Here is a 15,456-nt window from a genome sequence, read left to right on the forward strand (position 1 = left end):
TTTATTTTGGCAAAAAACGCATAGGATGAATCAATGAAAACAATCATCTTTGTATTCAGTATATTATTCTCCTGCCAGCTGCAGGCTGTTGTCTGTAAATGCGAGTGTGATCCTAAAAATCTCAGCTTTTGTGCCAGTTCCTATGATCTGGATAACCCCTGCAATGGCGTCTGCCCGTCACAGGGAAACATGACGACGCCACCCGCAAGAACAGCCTGTCCCATGGTGCAGGTATTTGATCAGTTGAGGGGTAAAAACGTCTGGTATTCGACCTGCAATGACTGATTTCCTTATGCGAAGAGTTTCAGGCGGACAGAATGTGAGGGAGCATGTGTTCCGCTACGCTCTTAACCACAGGAACAACCACGGCGTTGCCAAACTGACGGTAAGCCTGTGTATCGGAAACCTGTATGCTGAACGAAGCTTCACCAGCCTTGTCGAATCCCATCAGTCGCGCGCATTCGCGGGGCGTGAGCCGGCGGGGATTCTTGTCTGGCTGCTGAATCAGAATTTCTGCCCCATCTTTGTAATAACGCGCTGACAGTGTTCGCGCCACATCAGACTCACTATTCAGTCCGTAACCAAAGCCATTGCCCTGTTTTTTATGTTTAGCCGCGTAGGCCTGGAGATAATCCCATAATTTATTTGACAGGGTATATTTATCGGCAACCCGCGCCCGTTTGTCCACTGTGTAAGGTGTTTCCTCCGGTTCCGAGCCGTTCTGCGGGTGCAGAATGCTGGACAGGCGGGGATGCTGGCTCGCGTTGGGAATCGGCAGGTCGTCAAAGCTGAAGCCGGAGTTTTCACGAAAACCGGCGATGAAAATTCGCTCCCGATGCTGGGGAACCCAGGCACGGGCGTCCAGCACGCGCCAGCTGATGTGATAGCCCAGCTCTTCGCTCAGTACGTTTTTGATGACATTGAAGGTATTTCCCTTGTTGTGGCTGAGCAGATTCTTCACGTTTTCAAGCAGAAAGGCTTTCGGACGGTGATAATCAATCAGGCGGGCCACGTCAAAAAACAGGGTGCCCTGCGTTTTACAGGAAAAACCATGTAATCGACCCAGGCTGTTTTTCTTGCTCACCCCGGCCAGACTGAAGGGCTGGCAGGGAAAGCCTGCCAGTAGCACATCGTGTTTTGGAATATCGCTGGCAGCAATTTTGGTAATGTCTCCGGCCAGCTCATGTTCACAGGGGTAATTTGCCTTGTAGGTCAGCTGAGAATATTTGTCCCATTCGCTGGTGAACACGCATTGACCGCCGGTTTCATCAAAGGCCTTTCGAAAGCCGCCGATGCCTGCGAAGAGGTCGATGAATTGAAATGTTCTGTTTTTATCCCTTGTGCTCATAATGCCTTACCCAGCCAGACCCGCTGTCACAAAATCAATGGCGATATTATGGCACAGTCTGGAAGTCGTTCCTATGCAAAATCAACTCTGTTATGATACCCGCATTTCAAGGGTAAGGAGGCGCTCATGTTTGTAGTAACCGGAGGAGGGAGCGGCATAGGCCGTGCGCTGGCACAGGCTCTTGCTCAGCTGGGCAGGCCCGTTATGATCGTTGGGCGCCGCCGTGAAGCTCTTGTGGAAACGGCGGCTGACTTTCCCCTGATTTCAGTTTGTCAGGCAGACGTATCCACCGCAGAGGGGCGTCAGCACCTGCAAAACGAACTGTCGCAGGTAGAGCGTCTCGACGCTTTGATTCATAATGCCGGCATGATCGAACCTATTATGCCGATTGGCGCTATTCCCGAAGAGGCCTGGCGGCAGACCATGGAAGTCAACCTCAATGCTCCTTTGTTTTTAAATCAGGCCCTGGCTGATAAATTAACGCAGGGCAGGGTGCTGCATATGGGATCAGCTGTCGCTCATTTCCCGGTTTCGGGCTGGGCCGCCTATTGCGTTTCCAAAGCAGCCCTGCACATGTTGACCCGCTGCAGCCAGCTGGAAAGCCGCCAGACGGCCTACGCCAGTGTGATGCCGGGGATCATCGACACGGACATGCAGGCACTGATTCGCAACAGTGAGGGCATGGATCCGGAACAGGTTCTGTTTTATAAAAATCTGAAAAAAGACAATCGTCTGCTCAGCCCAGATACCGTAGCCTCGTTTCTGTGCTGGCTGCTGCTGGATGTCGAGCGTGAGGTATACGTGGAACGTGAGTGGGATATTTACGAAACCTTCCACCACGCGTCCTGGCTGCGGGCGCCGCACCGTGTACCTCACTGGGAGTAATCATGACGGCCTGCGACAGTATATTGACCCATGCCACCAGCCTTGCGCCAGACGGTGGGCAGCTCACAAATCAGTCTATTGTGATTGCTGATGGGCGCATTGCCTGGTGCGGCTCTCACGCGGATTTACCCGCCCATTACGCCAGCCAGACCGGGCGCATGCACGACTGCCAGGGCAATCTGGTCACGCCAGGGCTGATTGACTGCCATACGCACCTCGTTTATGCCGGGCAGCGTGCAGATGAATTCAGACAGCGCATGAATGGTGTCACCTACAGTGAAATAGCCCGTCAGGGCGGCGGTATTCTGTCGACGGTTCGTCAGACTCGTGCCGCTTCGGTGGAACAGTTGATAGAACAGTCGTTGCCTCGCCTGGTGGCTATGCGCTCGGAAGGGGTAACCACGGTTGAAATCAAATCCGGATACGGTCTGGATATGGCCAATGAAATCAAAATGCTGCAGGTTGCGCGTCAACTGGGTGTGCTGACGGGTGTGCGTGTGCGAACCACCTTTCTCGGCGCGCACGCGGTACCACCGGAGTTCAAAAATAAATCACAGGATTATGTCGATCATTTATGTGCCGAGGTGCTGCCTGCGATTGTCGAATTGAATCTGGCTGATGCTCTGGATGTATTTTGCGAAAACATAGCCTTTTCGATTCAGGAAACGGAACAGTTGTTTCTCAAGGCTCAGGAGCTGGGGCTGCCAATCAAATGCCACGCCGAACAGTTATCCTGCATGGGTGCTTCCGCCCTGGCCGCCAGCCTGGGAGCTTTGTCCTGCGAGCATCTGGAGTTTCTTGACCGCGCCGGTGCCGAAGCCATGGCACGGCAGGGCAGCGTGGCGGTGTTGTTGCCAGGCGCCTTTTATTTTTTGCGTGAGACACGCCTGCCACCCATTGCCCTTTTGCGTGAACTGGGCGTGGGGATGGCCATCGCAACGGACTGCAATCCTGGATCGTCGCCAACCACCTCTTTACTGCTGATGATGAGCATGGCCTGCCGCTTCTTTGGCATGACCGTGCCAGAAGTACTGACCGCAGTCAGCACTCAGGCGGCAAGGGCTCTTGGCCTTCAGAACGAGGTCGGGCGTATCGAGACCGGCATGGCGGCGGATTTGATTTGCTGGTCCATTAACGACAGCTCCGCTTTGTGTTATTATTTTGCCTATCCTATAGCACAGCGAACCATGATTGCGGGTCAGTGGATTATGAACGAACAAAAAGAGATCAGATGACAAAACCGGCATCGTTCATAGCGCCCGAAGAGCATGTAGCCGAATTAACGGTACGCAGCGTGCTTCTGGCTATTTTTCTCACCACCCTGCTGGCCATGTCAAATTCCTATCTGGCTCTGAAACTGGGTATCCTGACTTCCGCTTCCATTCCAGCCGCGATCATTTCCATGGGTATTCTGCGCTTTTTTAAGAATGCCACTATCCTGGAAAATAATGCCGTGCAGACAGCCGCTTCGGCTGGAGAGGCGGTGGCTGGCGGTATTGTGTACACCATTCCCGCATTGATTATTATTCAGTACTGGCAGAATTTTGGCTATCTCGTTAATTTTTTTATTGCGGCTACCGGCGGCATACTCGGGGTTTTGTTTTCCATTCCATTAAGACGCGTTCTGGTTAATGAGCCCATCCTGAAATTTCCGGAAGGTCGGGCGATTGCTGAAGTGTTGAAATCGTCAGCGGAACGGGTGGGTGTACAGAATATTTTCCTTGGTGGCGCCATTGGTGGCTGCCTTGAGTTATTTCAGCTGGGTTTCAAACTGCTGGCCAGCAGCTGGAGTTTCTGGTTTGTCATCAAACGAACCCTGTTTGGCTTTGGCGCCGGATTTTCGGCCACGATGATTGGGGCGGGTTATCTGGTGGGGCATGAAATGGCCGTCAGTATTTTCCTTGGTGCGGTGCTTTCCTGGCTTATCGCCATGCCTGTATTGAGTCAGTATTACCCTGACTATTTACAGCACCTGGCACCTCAGGACGCGGCGATATCTCTGTGGAGCAGCGAGCTGCGCTACCTCGGCATTGGTGCCATGCTGTTCGCCGGCACCTGGACCTTCCTGAATCTGTTAAGGCCATTAATCAAGAGTATCAGCCTGTCGTTTAGCTCCTTTATGAATAAACGACAGACCGGAGAAGGTCTGGCCCGCACGGACCGTGATATCCCCATGCCGTTTATTCTGATTGCGATCCTTGTCATGACCGCCATTTTATTTTTGTTTTTTCAGTATATTTTTCCCTTGAACGCAGCAGGCTTTGAACCGGATTTTGCGCCAACGATGGTATTTGGTGCCGTGCTGTATGTTCTGGTCATTGGCTTTTTGTTTTCTGTTATTACCGGCTATTTATCCGGTATGGTCGGTGTAACCGCCAGTCCCGGCAGCGCCGTTGTGATTGCCGGTATGCTCTTCGCGGCCTGGATTCTGTTGACCGTGATGAATCATTTTGTTCCTCTGCCTTTGAGTGATCAGCAGCTTAAGGCAGCAGAGGCTATCACCATTATCATTGGCTCGGTAGTGACGGGGATTGCGGCGATTGCCAACGACAACACGCAGGATCTCAAGGTAGGTCAGCTGGTAGGGGCTACCCCCTGGCGACAGCAGGTGATGCTGTTACTGGGTGTTGTGGTGTCCGCTCTGGTCATTCCTCCGGTCATGCAGCTGCTCTTTGATGTGTACGGAATTGCAGGCATCATGCCCCACGAAGGAATGGATCCATCGCAGTCCCTGCCTGCGCCAACGGCGGCTCTGATGGCCGCCATTACTGATGCGGTGTTTCGCAATACCCTGCCCTGGTCGATGATGCTCACCGGCTGTGTGATTATTGCGGTTTTGATTGTGTTGAGCAGGGCATTTCGCCTTGACCGTTATTTTCGCCTGTCCATACTGGGGGTGGCGATTGGTATGTACCTGCCGGTTTCGTCTTCGTTTCCCCTGTTTCTTGGCGGTATGATCGCGTTTTTTGTAAGCAGGCGCCTGTCCAGACAGTCTCTGCCTCAGGAGGAGCGGGCTGAGCGGAAGCAGGTAGGAGTTCTGATTGCCTGTGGTCTGGTGGCCGGTGCGGCTCTGGTTGATGTGCTGCTGGCCATTCCGTTCTCAATCTTTCACTCACCAGATGTACTCATGCTGGCAGGTCCGGACTGGAACGGTTATGGCATTGTGCTATCGGTACTGGTAACCCTGATTCTGGCGCTCTGGATTGCGCGCCGGGTTACTCGTAATCACTGAAGTCATCCAGTTCGTCACGCAGACGTTTTTCTTCCAGCCGTTTTTCAAGGCGTCTGCGCGCATCAAGAATAGTGGCTTCGGACGCATCTATTGTTAACTTGTCTGTCAACTTCTCATCCGCATCAAAAGGATCTTCGACCAAATGGTCATCGTCATCAAACAATTCGCTCATACTTCTCTCTTGGTTCTTACCAGTGTATGTACTGGTGTGTTGATTAATGTTGCTGTAATACGTCTCTCTTCCGGGCGTCAAATCACGGAAGGGAGCGTATATACCATATTTTAAGCCAGATTGTCAGCTTGATTTACGTTCGTTATCCAGTCACTATCAGTATTGGTTGTTGACGGCCGGAAACGAGCGTCAAAATTCGGGCAGATGTGCCCGGATTATCAGGTTTCATGATTCATTATTTTTAAATGTAAACCAGCTTTCAGTTAAATAACAAGTAATTTTATGATTTTCGAGACACCTATGACAGATAGATTCAAACACGCCATTCGAAGCACCTGCCGACGGGTCCGCGAACAACTGCCTCTGTCGTATCAACAAAGCGTATCAGCCCGAATCTGCGCCGTTATCCGGCAACTGGATCAGTATCGATATGCCAGACGCATTGCCCTGTATCATGCGTTTCAGGGGGAAATAGATTTATCGGAGCTTTGGAGGTCAGCTCCCGGCCAGGGTAAATTCTGTTATTTTCCGGTGATTAACCCAGACAAGACCCTGACGTTTTTACCGGCCACCCCGAAAACCCCCTTTAAAAACAATATCTACGGTATTCCCGAGCCGGAGGTGGATCGGTCTGAGGCAATCCAGCCAGCCGATCTGGACGTTATTTTCATGCCTCTGGTTGCCTTTGACGACCGCTGTACCCGTATTGGCATGGGCAGTGGGTATTATGACCGCAGTCTGGCTAATCAGGAGGGACCTCTGCTTATCGGTGTCGCTTATGAATTTCAACATCAATCAACGCTTATCCCCGAGACATGGGATGTGCCTTTGACCGCGGTGATCACGCAGGAAAAAATATATTGGAGAACGATATGAGTAAATTCTGGTTAATGAAATCGGAGCCGTCCTGTTTCAGCATAGACGATTTGCGCAATGCGCCTAATCAAAGCTCACCCTGGGATGGTGTTCGTAATTATCAGGCGCGTAATTTTATGCGCAATGAGATGAGTATCGGCGATCAGGTGTTTTTTTATCATTCGAACTGTACGCCACCGGGCATCGTCGGGATCGCTGAAGTGACCAGCAAGGCCTATCCGGACTATACGGCCTGGGATCCGGAAAGTGAACACCCCGATCCCAAAAGCACACCGGAGAACCCACGCTGGTTTATGGTTGATATACAGTTTCGGGAAAAATTCGACCGGGTAATCTCCCTTGATGAATTGAAGAAATACCCTGAACTGAGCAACATGATCCTGTTACGCAAAGGGAATCGTCTCTCGGTGATGCCGGTTGCTGCAGACGAGTGGAGTTTTATTCTCGCTAACCAATAGCGTCGTCACCCACTTCACCGGTACGGACACGGATAACCTGCTCGAGGTCGTAGACAAAAATTTTTCCGTCGCCGACCTTGCCGGTGTAGGCGGCCTTGCAGATGGCATCAATGGCGGCTTCAACCATGTTATCAGGCAGGGCCAGTTCGATTTTGATTTTTGGCAGAAAATCGACAACGTATTCGGCCCCTCGATACAGTTCGGTATGGCCTTTCTGGCGACCAAAACCTCGTGTTTCGGAGAGGGTAATGCCCGGAATGCCGATCTCCATGAGTGCTTCGTGTACGTCATCGAGCTTGAAGGGTTTGATAATGGCGGTCAGCATTTTCAAGATGAGGAATCCTTAACAGAGTGTTATTTTTTTATTAGCCAGTCTGTGCTGGACAATTTTTTAATCTTTGTATCAGTTGTCCTCCCCGCGCAGGCGGGGATCCAGGGTCAAATCAGGCCCGGAGCCGGCCCCAGGATAGTTCCCCGCCTGCGCGGGAATGACCGACCGGAATTTTGTACAGTACAGAGTATCAGCTATTGTAAACCAGGATTCAGTCGGGATAAACTGTCGCCTTTAAAATTACGAGTCCACCCAGGAAACAGCCATGTTTGATCCCAGACAATTTGAAGACATCAGCAAAAAACTCTTTGCAGCACTTCCAGAGAGCCTGAAGGGTTTTGAAAACGATATCCAGCAAAAATTCAAAGACATTCTGCAGGCCACCTTTGCACGCCTTGATCTGGTGACCCGTGAAGAATTTGATGTGCAGACCAAAGTACTGGCCCGTACCCGTGAAAAGCTGGAAGCCCTGCAGGCGAGAGTGGATGCGTTGTTGATGGAACAGAAAGACAACGACAGTAAATAGCTCCACCGCTCCGAGGCTCAGGCTTTGGAATGATGACAGTCCAACAACAATCAGGAAGAACAATGAACCTTGCCTTTAGCAAAACGCGGAGTGCCGTGGGTATTCAGGCGCAATCGGTTTCTGTGGAAGTCCATTTATCCAATGGATTGCCCGGGTTTGCGATTGTAGGTCTTGCGGAAACCGCCGTGAAAGAAAGTAAAGATCGCGTACGCAGCGCCATCATCAACAGTCATTTCGAATTTCCCTGTCGACGCATCACCGTTAATCTGGCGCCAGCCAATCTGCCCAAATCGGGCAGTGGATTTGATTTGCCTATTGCCATCGGCATTTTAGCGGCCTCCGGGCAAATACCCATGCAGCAGCTTGAACAGCATGAATTCATCGGTGAACTGGCGCTCTGCGGCAATCTGCGCGGTGTATCCGCCATCATCCCGGTGGTGCTGGCGGCACATCGTGACGAACAGATATTGATTATTGCCGAAGCCAACGCAGAGGAAGCGGCCATTACCGGTCATCGCGGCGTGTATACCGCCTCCAGTCTGCGCGAGGTCTGTGATTATCTTTGCCGTGGAACGCCCCTGCAGGAGCTGCCTGAGCGCGCGCTGACACAGCGCGTTGAAGACAGCATGGACTGGTCTGATATCAAGGGACAGCAGCATGCGAAACAGGCCATGGTGATTGCGGCTGTGGGTGGGCACAGTGCCTTATTAAGCGGCCCCCCTGGCAGTGGTAAAACCATGCTGGCCAAACGGTTCAGCACCTTATTACCGGAGCTGTCGGAAACGGAAGCTCTGGAATGCGCAGCCATCAATTCCATCCGGGGGCGCAGCCTGAACTTCAGCAACTGGCGCTCACCACCTTTCCGTTCGCCTCATCATACCGCCTCACCTGTTGCTCTGGTAGGGGGCGGTAATCCACCAAAACCGGGTGAAATTTCGCTGGCACATCATGGCGTGTTGTTTCTTGATGAACTGCCAGAATTCAGTAAAAACGTGCTGGAAACCTTACGTGAGCCGATTGAGTCAGGGCATATCTGCATTTCGAGAGCGGCTGTGCAAACGGAGTTTCCTGCCCGTTTCCAGCTGCTGGCTGCGATGAATCCCTGCCCCTGCGGGCAATGGGGTAATCCACAGGCCAACTGTTTATGTACACCCGATAGGATCAGCCGATATCTGGCCAAACTGTCTGCTCCCTTACTGGATCGCATTGACATTCACCTGCAGGTACAGGCTCTGTCGCAGGATGAGCTGATACGGCCCAATCTGGCTGAGGCGGGTGAAAGCCAGCGAATCAGGGACAGGGTGCAGCTCCTGCGTGAACGACAGTTCAGTCGGCAAGGTGTTATCAATGCCAGTTTAAGCGCAAAAGACTGCGAGCTCCTGTGTGAGCTGGGTGATGAGGAGCGTGTGCTCCTGTCCCAGGTCATGAGCAATCTGAAATTATCCGCACGCGCCTATCACCGTCTGTTAAAAGTCGCGCGCAGCATCGCGGATATGAAAGAGGAAAGTCGGGTAGGGTTATCGGCTCTTAAACAGGCCCTGTCGTTCCGGCAAATGCTGCAGATGCCGAAGTAGGAACGTTAACCTGATTACATGAATTATTTGATTCGTGATGCGCATCGAGCTACAATATGATTAAATCATTTAAACATAAAGGCTTAAAAAAATTTTTTGAGCAGGGCGATTGCTCCGGCATTCAGGTAAAACATCAAAATAAAATAAGGCTACAGTTGGCTGCACTTGATACAGCGAATGTAGTTAATGATATGGATTTACCAGGATATGGTCTCCATCAATTAAAAGGGCAACGGAAAAGCTGTTGGTCAATTATCGTCAATGGTAACTGGCGTATAACATTTGAGTTTGAAGATGGTAATGTTTACATTGTTAATTATGAGGATTATCACTGATGGGTATTATGCATAATCCCCCACATCCTGGGGAGTTCATCAGAAAAACATACATAGAGCCTCTGAATATCAGCCTGCGAGCGGCTGCACTAAGCCTTGATGTCAGTCCTTCTACATTCTCACGCCTGGTTAAGGGGGAGGCAGACTTATCACCTGAAATGGCGTTGAGATTAAGCAAGGCGTTTGGACGATCTCCAGAGAGCTGGATGCAGATGCAATCAAATTATGAGTTATGGAAAGCGAGACGGCATATTAAGCTGGATCGCGTCTCTGTCATTTATGCACAATCCAATTGAAAGTAAGAAGCAGGTTGGGCCGAGGTGTCATCTAAGTCAGCAGGGCCTCAATAATGGCCATGCGCATGAACACGCCGTTGGTGACCTGGTTAAGGATAAAGGAGTTCGGGCCGTCGGCCACCTCGCTGTCAATTTCTACGCCACGGTTGACCGGCCCTGGGTGCATGACCATCACGTCCGGCTTTGCGAGCAGCAGACGTTCCTGAGTCAGCGCATATTGCTGATGGTATGACTGCAGATCAAGGTGCTCTGTTTCCGCGAGGCGTTCTTTTTGAACACGCAGACAGATAATGACGTCCGCATCACGGATGCCGTCGCTGAGCGAATCCCCCGTCTGGCCAAAATGCACAGTTTCAGGCTGCCAGATACAAGGCGCTATCAGTCTTAGTTCACCCACTCCCATTTGCGCAAACAGGCATTGCAGGGAATTCGCCACACGCGAGTGACGGATGTTACCAACGATGGCAATCTTCAGGCGGCTGAGGTCTTCTCTGTGCTCCAGGATGGTCATCACATCCAGCATCGCCTGGCTGGGATGGGCGTGTCTGCCGTCTCCGGCATTAATAAAATGGATATCCTGCTGCGCGAAGGTATTCGCCAGTTCCTGCTGAATCCCTTCCTGCGTATGCCTGAGTACAAACAAATCAATACCCATGGCAGCCAGGTTGGCGATTGTATCATTCAGCGTTTCCCCTTTGCTTTCCGAGGATGCGCTCAGGTTCAGGTTAAGAACAGAAAGCGACAGATGCCTTGCGGCCAGCTCAAAACTCGAACGGGTTCGTGTGCTGTTCTCATAAAACAGGTTTGCCATGTGCCTGCCGGCCAGGGAGGGATAATGACCTTCCCGTTTAAATTGCATGGCCCGCTGCAGTAGCCGGTTGATTTCATCAAGAGAAAGCTGGCTTATTTCGAGAAAATGTTTCATCAGGTCAGATCACCGTGCTGTAACCACTGCTCCAGAATAATGCAGGCAGCGATGCTGTCAATTTGCGTGTTCTGGATTTTACGATATCCACCCTCGGCAAACAACTGCGCGCGCGCCTCTACCGTAGACAATCGCTCATCGACCAGATGGACAGGGAGTGCAAACTGTTTGCGCAGTTTGCGGGCAAAGGCCCTGGCAGCCGCAGTGGTATACTGCTCGCTGTCATCGATGCAGGTAGGCAAACCTACAATCAGCGCCTTAGGCCGCCACTCACGGATAATTTTTTCGAGCTCTTTCCAGTCCGGCACGCCATCTTTTGCGTTCAGAGTAGACAGCGGTCTGGCGGTCTGCGTGATGGCCTGACCAATGGCCACCCCGATACGTTTGTAACCAAAATCAAATCCAGCATAAACACCCGCAGGCATACGGTATACTCCAGGCCATCAGGCATGGCCAACATTAATGGATAGCTGATTCATTTTGACCCCAATAGACAGACCGGCATATTCCCAGCGCATATCAAAAGGTACTTCGTACAGGAGACTGGAATCGTAAGGGCAGACCAGCCATTGATTGCTCATGATTTCCTGCTCCAGCTGGTTTTCAGTCCAGCCGGCATAGCCGAGAGCAACCAACACTTCCCTGGGACCTGTATCAGCCGCAATGGCGCGAATGATATCATTGGATGTCGTTACGGTCACGTCATTACCCAGAGAGAGACTGGAGCGCCAGGTTCCCGATGGCCTGTGAATAACAAAGCCACGTTCTGGCTGGACAGGACCGCCAAACAATAAAGGCCTGTCGGTGATTTCCTGACTGATCGATTCAATCTGCAGTTGATCGAAAACCAGGCCTAATGGAAACTTCATCGGACGGTTGATAATCAGGCCAACCGTGCCCTGAGCATGATGTTCGCATACATAGATAACAGTGCGCTCAAATGTTGAATCAGTCAACGAGGGCATGGCAATCAACAAATGATTTGCCAGCGAAGTGTCAATTGCCATAACGCCCCTTAATTATTAGTCGGTGTGCTTACTTGAAGTATATACCAAGTTCTGCATTATAAAAGAACAAATTGCTCTTTGTTGGAATCATAAGCAATGGGCTTGTTCAGTGAGTGTGACCTTAAGGCAAAAGGGATGTTTTTTTTCATAAAAAAATCGGTTAAAAATTGTAAAAACTATTGTGATACGTGCCAATTTTACGATATGTTGAAAAGACCCATTATTAATGATGGGCACAATTGTCATTTAAGGATGAATGCAATTGCCAGCTGGTTGGTTTTCCAGCCGACGATTGATCAGCTTTAGCAAACGGAGGAATCATGGCTAGAGGCGAAGTCAAATGGTTTAATAATGCCAAAGGATGGGGTTTTATCATGCCAGCCGGTGGTGGTGAAGATATATTTGTTCATTTTTCAGCTGTTCAGGGAACAGGTTACAAAACATTAAACCCTGGTCAAATTGTGGAATACGATCTGGAAAAAGGTGATCGCGGGCTGCACGCATCAAACGTAGTAGCTCTTGCAGAAACTCCAGAAGAAGAGATGGCATAGCCGTCTCTTCTTCATTCGTCTTATGAAGGGCGTTACTTTCTGCTATATTACGGCAACCTTTACAACTGCAGTGAGTTGCCATGATGAAGCAGGGTTTGCTATTAATTAACCTTGGTACGCCTGATACCCCTGAAACGGGTTCCGTTCGACGCTATCTGCGTGAATTTCTCATTGACAGACGGGTGATCGACCTGCCTGCTCCCTTGCGATATTTACTTGTTTACGCATTTATTCTGCCGTTTCGGCCACGTCAGTCTGCGCATGCCTATCAGGAAATATGGACGGACAAGGGATCGCCTTTGATGGTGCACAGCGAGGCCTTACTGGCCAAGGTCAAGGCACGGTTAAAGGATACCCATGTCGTGGCTCTGGGGATGCGATATGGTCAGCCGTCCATTGCCAGCGCTCTGCAGGAGTTGTCTGCCTGTGAACATCTGACAGTATTGCCGCTGTATCCACAATATTCATCGGCTGCAACCGGCTCATCGATCGAGGCGGTATTGACCCAGCTTGCCTCTCAAACGACGCTTCCATCTTTGCGTGTGATTCGGGATTTTTATGTCAATCCCGGTTTCATTACCGCGCAGGCGGCACGCATTAAACCGTATCTGGCCGATCATGATTACCTCTTGTTCAGCTATCATGGTATTCCCGAGCGACACCTGGAGCGTGCCGGCTGTCAGCCAGTCTGTGCCGGAAAGTGCCCGCCCATTAGTTCGACTAATGCCTCCTGCTACCGTGCGCAATGTCAGGAAACAAGCCTGGCTCTGGCACGTGCTCTCAATTTGAACGAGGATCAATTCAGCAGCTCGTTTCAATCACGACTGGGTAAAACCCCCTGGATTAAACCGTACACGGATTTTGAATTGCCTGAGCTGGCCAAAAGGGGCATCAGGCGCCTGGCCATTGCCTGCCCGTCTTTTGTGGCGGATTGTCTGGAGACACTGGAAGAAATCGGTATGAGGGCTAAGGCACAGTGGCTGGAGCTGGGAGGGGAGTCACTGAGTCTGATCCCCTGTGTGAATGATGATGAGCTCTGGGTGGATGCAGTGCAGGATTTGGTTGCTCCTCAATCAGGACGACACCGGCTCAACGACCAGTAGCGTATCGCCCTGAATGGCCGTAATCGTGACCCTGGTTCCGGCCGGCAGCTCAGGCCCTGTCACAAACCATGTTGTGCCGTTGATTAGAATTTTTCCGCGTCCGTCAACGATGGCTTCAATCAGAGTTGTTGTTCGCCCCATCATTTCATCAACAGGACGATTAAGCAGGGTAGGGGCAACCACCGCGCGGCTTTGCAGATATTGCCACCACGCAAAAGCGTATAGAATGCACAGAGTCGAAAAAATGACCAGCTGCCACTGCCATGAAATATGCATGAGCCAGGTCAACAGGCCCGTTGTAGCCGCGGCCGTACCCAGAGCCAGTAAAAAACCTGCTGCTCCCATGATCTCGGCAATAATCAATACCAGAGCGAGCGTGAACCAGTGCCAGTAAACGAGCCATTCCATACGTTTATCCTTGTTTTTTCAATGCGTTGCTCAGCATTTCGCTGACGCCGCCCAGGGAGGAAATAATGCCAGAGGCTTCCAGAGGCATGAATATCATTTTACTGTTTTCCGCCGCACCCATGGTCTGCAGTGCCGAGACATATTTTTCTGCAATAAAGTAATTAATGGCATTGATATTACCTTCTGATATCGCGGCTGATACCATTTTGGTTGCGGTGGCATCGGCCTGCGCGGTACGCTCTCGGGCTTCGGCTTCAAGGAAGGCCTCCTGCTTTTTACCTTCAGCGCGAAGAATCTGCCCGAGCTTGTCTCCTTCCGCCTTAAGAATTTCCGCCTGACGCTCGCCTTCGGCAGTGAGGATGGAGGCACGCTTTTCCCGCTCGGCTTTCATTTGATTGGCCATGGCATCTATCAGATCCTTGGGCGGGCGAATGTCGCGGATTTCGATACGGGTAACCTTGACACCCCAGGGCGTCGTAGCCAGATCAACAATATGCATCAGACGTCCATTGATTTCATCACGCTGGCTGAGCATACTGTCCAACTCCAGTGAGCCGAGCACGGTACGCATGTTGGTCATGGTCAGGTTACGAATGGCATGTTCGAGATTATCAACCTGATACGCGGCTTTGGGGGCGTCAATCACCTGATAAAAGCAAACCGCGTCGATGGTCACCATGGCATTGTCAGCAGAAATCACTTCCTGGGGAGGAATGTCCAGAACGCGTTCACGTACGTTAATTTTCCAGGTTACCCTGTCGATAAAAGGAATAATCAGACCGAGCCCCGGTTTCAGTGTCTGTGTGTATCGACCAAAGCGCTCTACGGTCCATTCTTCCGATTGCGGCACAATTTTTACGCCCGCAAGAACAAAAGCAATCGCAAACAGGGCTAACAGACCCAGAGTTATTAATGATTCCACAGTATCTTCCTTATTGTGCCATAGCGGTGTTTCTTGTTTATAGCGTATGTGATCACTTATTGCAAAAGTGATTTTTTATGCTATAGACAATACATGTGTGTTTATTCTATCACGGAGTCGTAATGTCTAATAAACAATTTGCAGAGCGTCTTAACCGGGAGTTGGATAGCATTGATGCGCCAGATTTGATGAACGAACGGGTAGCCGCATTTGCGAAGCTTTTGCGCATCCCTAAGTTTCAGGCAGAAGCCATACTGAACGGTAATATGGTGCCGAATCGGGATTTGCTGGCCATTCTGGCGCAGGAGCTGGATGTCAGGGAAGAGTGGTTGCTGGGCAAAAGTGATCAACGTCATTAGCGCGTTGAATTGTCAACAGACCCTGTTAGCACCGTATATAATTAATGGCTCCCATTTATCAGTCAGGATAACCCTCATCCCCGGCCCTTCTCCCTTAACCAGGGAGAAGGGAGCAGCACGGTGTGAAAATGGAACATCAGGACTACGA

The 15,456-nt window shown here is 50.9% G+C and carries 21 protein-coding genes; 13 read left to right on the forward strand and 8 right to left on the reverse strand.

The window, feature by feature from the left end:
• Positions 1-33: 33 nt before the first annotated feature.
• Positions 34-285 carry a hypothetical protein gene (locus tag ACQUTA_RS12685; protein ID WP_444988634.1) on the forward strand — a complete coding sequence of 84 codons (252 nt, stop codon included), beginning with the start codon at positions 34-36 and terminating at the stop codon, positions 283-285.
• A gap of 19 nt (positions 286-304) precedes the next feature.
• Here the strand turns inward: ACQUTA_RS12685 and dcm are convergent, their stop codons facing one another.
• Complete coding sequence (dcm, locus tag ACQUTA_RS12690; protein ID WP_444988635.1) at positions 305-1,348, reverse strand: DNA (cytosine-5-)-methyltransferase; 1,044 nt, start codon at positions 1,346-1,348, stop codon at positions 305-307.
• Positions 1,349-1,474: 126 nt separating this feature from the next.
• Between dcm and ACQUTA_RS12695 the strand changes: the two genes are divergently transcribed.
• Genes ACQUTA_RS12695 through ACQUTA_RS12705 form a run of 3 tightly spaced genes read left to right on the forward strand, consistent with a single transcriptional unit; the run spans position 1,475 to position 5,465 of the window.
• Positions 1,475-2,233 carry an SDR family NAD(P)-dependent oxidoreductase gene (locus ACQUTA_RS12695; RefSeq protein ID WP_444988636.1) on the forward strand — a complete coding sequence of 253 codons (759 nt, stop codon included), beginning with the start codon at positions 1,475-1,477 and terminating at the stop codon, positions 2,231-2,233.
• 2 nt (positions 2,234-2,235) lie between these two features.
• Positions 2,236-3,468 (forward strand): imidazolonepropionase, encoded by a 1,233-nt coding sequence (hutI, locus tag ACQUTA_RS12700; RefSeq protein ID WP_444988637.1) that lies wholly within the window; start codon positions 2,236-2,238, stop codon positions 3,466-3,468.
• On the forward strand, positions 3,465-5,465 hold the full coding sequence (locus ACQUTA_RS12705) for an OPT family oligopeptide transporter (protein ID WP_444988638.1): 2,001 nt from the start codon (positions 3,465-3,467) through the stop codon (positions 5,463-5,465). The genes hutI and ACQUTA_RS12705 overlap by 4 nt, the downstream gene beginning before the upstream one ends.
• On the opposite strand, the gene ACQUTA_RS12710 is transcribed toward ACQUTA_RS12705, so the two are convergent.
• A complete protein-coding gene (locus tag ACQUTA_RS12710) occupies positions 5,449-5,637 on the reverse strand; it encodes a PA3496 family putative envelope integrity protein (RefSeq protein ID WP_444988639.1) in 189 nt (62 codons plus the stop codon). The two genes, ACQUTA_RS12705 and ACQUTA_RS12710, sit on opposite strands and share 17 nt — an antisense overlap.
• Positions 5,638-5,937: 300 nt before the next feature.
• On the opposite strand from ACQUTA_RS12710, the gene ACQUTA_RS12715 reads away from it, so the two are divergent.
• Both ACQUTA_RS12715 and ACQUTA_RS12720 read left to right on the forward strand, forming a co-directional pair.
• The gene (locus ACQUTA_RS12715; RefSeq protein WP_444988640.1) at positions 5,938-6,513 is read left to right on the forward strand and encodes a 5-formyltetrahydrofolate cyclo-ligase; all 576 of its coding nucleotides are present in this window, start codon (positions 5,938-5,940) and stop codon (positions 6,511-6,513) included.
• Positions 6,510-6,971: an EVE domain-containing protein gene (locus ACQUTA_RS12720; protein WP_444988641.1), complete on the forward strand. Its 462-nt coding sequence runs from the start codon at positions 6,510-6,512 to the stop codon at positions 6,969-6,971. Before ACQUTA_RS12715 ends, ACQUTA_RS12720 begins: the two co-directional genes overlap by 4 nt.
• On the opposite strand, the gene ACQUTA_RS12725 is transcribed toward ACQUTA_RS12720, so the two are convergent.
• A complete protein-coding gene (locus ACQUTA_RS12725; RefSeq protein ID WP_444988642.1) occupies positions 6,961-7,302 on the reverse strand; it encodes a P-II family nitrogen regulator in 342 nt (113 codons plus the stop codon). The genes ACQUTA_RS12720 and ACQUTA_RS12725 overlap by 11 nt on opposite strands.
• Before the next feature lie 265 nt (positions 7,303-7,567).
• Between ACQUTA_RS12725 and ubiK the strand changes: the two genes are divergently transcribed.
• From ubiK to ACQUTA_RS12745, 4 genes are all read left to right on the forward strand, one after another.
• Complete coding sequence (gene ubiK / locus ACQUTA_RS12730; protein WP_444988643.1) at positions 7,568-7,828, forward strand: ubiquinone biosynthesis accessory factor UbiK; 261 nt, start codon at positions 7,568-7,570, stop codon at positions 7,826-7,828.
• A 62-nt stretch (positions 7,829-7,890) separates the two neighbouring features.
• Complete coding sequence (locus tag ACQUTA_RS12735) at positions 7,891-9,402, forward strand: YifB family Mg chelatase-like AAA ATPase (RefSeq protein ID WP_444988644.1); 1,512 nt, start codon at positions 7,891-7,893, stop codon at positions 9,400-9,402.
• 56 nt (positions 9,403-9,458) lie between these two features.
• Positions 9,459-9,737, forward strand: coding sequence for a type II toxin-antitoxin system RelE/ParE family toxin (locus ACQUTA_RS12740; protein WP_444988645.1), 279 nt, complete (start codon positions 9,459-9,461; stop codon positions 9,735-9,737).
• Positions 9,737-10,033: a HigA family addiction module antitoxin gene (locus ACQUTA_RS12745; protein ID WP_444988646.1), complete on the forward strand. Its 297-nt coding sequence runs from the start codon at positions 9,737-9,739 to the stop codon at positions 10,031-10,033. Before ACQUTA_RS12740 ends, ACQUTA_RS12745 begins: the two co-directional genes overlap by 1 nt.
• 31 nt (positions 10,034-10,064) lie before the next feature.
• Here the strand turns inward: ACQUTA_RS12745 and ACQUTA_RS12750 are convergent, their stop codons facing one another.
• The 3 genes from ACQUTA_RS12750 to ACQUTA_RS12760 are packed head-to-tail and all read right to left on the reverse strand — an operon-like array spanning position 10,065 to position 11,965.
• Positions 10,065-10,958 carry an aspartate carbamoyltransferase catalytic subunit gene (locus ACQUTA_RS12750; protein WP_444988647.1) on the reverse strand — a complete coding sequence of 298 codons (894 nt, stop codon included), beginning with the start codon at positions 10,956-10,958 and terminating at the stop codon, positions 10,065-10,067.
• Positions 10,958-11,383, reverse strand: a complete 426-nt coding sequence (gene ruvX / locus ACQUTA_RS12755; RefSeq protein WP_444988648.1) for a Holliday junction resolvase RuvX — start codon at positions 11,381-11,383, stop codon at positions 10,958-10,960. The genes ACQUTA_RS12750 and ruvX overlap by 1 nt, the downstream gene beginning before the upstream one ends.
• Positions 11,384-11,401: 18 nt before the next feature.
• Positions 11,402-11,965 (reverse strand): YqgE/AlgH family protein, encoded by a 564-nt coding sequence (locus tag ACQUTA_RS12760; protein ID WP_444988649.1) that lies wholly within the window; start codon positions 11,963-11,965, stop codon positions 11,402-11,404.
• 320 nt (positions 11,966-12,285) lie between these two features.
• Between ACQUTA_RS12760 and ACQUTA_RS12765 the strand changes: the two genes are divergently transcribed.
• Positions 12,286-12,516, forward strand: coding sequence for a cold-shock protein (locus ACQUTA_RS12765; RefSeq protein WP_444988650.1), 231 nt, complete (start codon positions 12,286-12,288; stop codon positions 12,514-12,516).
• An 83-nt stretch (positions 12,517-12,599) separates the two neighbouring features.
• Positions 12,600-13,619 carry a ferrochelatase gene (hemH, locus tag ACQUTA_RS12770; protein ID WP_444988654.1) on the forward strand — a complete coding sequence of 340 codons (1,020 nt, stop codon included), beginning with the start codon at positions 12,600-12,602 and terminating at the stop codon, positions 13,617-13,619.
• On the opposite strand, the gene ACQUTA_RS12775 is transcribed toward hemH, so the two are convergent.
• Together ACQUTA_RS12775 and ACQUTA_RS12780 are read right to left on the reverse strand one after the other, a co-directional pair.
• Positions 13,590-14,027, reverse strand: a complete 438-nt coding sequence (locus ACQUTA_RS12775) for an NfeD family protein (RefSeq protein WP_444988651.1) — start codon at positions 14,025-14,027, stop codon at positions 13,590-13,592. The genes hemH and ACQUTA_RS12775 overlap by 30 nt on opposite strands.
• Positions 14,028-14,031: 4 nt before the next feature.
• On the reverse strand, positions 14,032-14,949 hold the full coding sequence (locus tag ACQUTA_RS12780; RefSeq protein WP_444988652.1) for an SPFH domain-containing protein: 918 nt from the start codon (positions 14,947-14,949) through the stop codon (positions 14,032-14,034).
• 122 nt (positions 14,950-15,071) lie between these two features.
• Between ACQUTA_RS12780 and ACQUTA_RS12785 the strand changes: the two genes are divergently transcribed.
• Positions 15,072-15,308, forward strand: coding sequence for a hypothetical protein (locus ACQUTA_RS12785; protein WP_444988653.1), 237 nt, complete (start codon positions 15,072-15,074; stop codon positions 15,306-15,308).
• The last annotated feature ends 148 nt before the right edge of the window (positions 15,309-15,456 follow it).

Source organism: Legionella navarrensis (genome assembly GCF_052527415.1).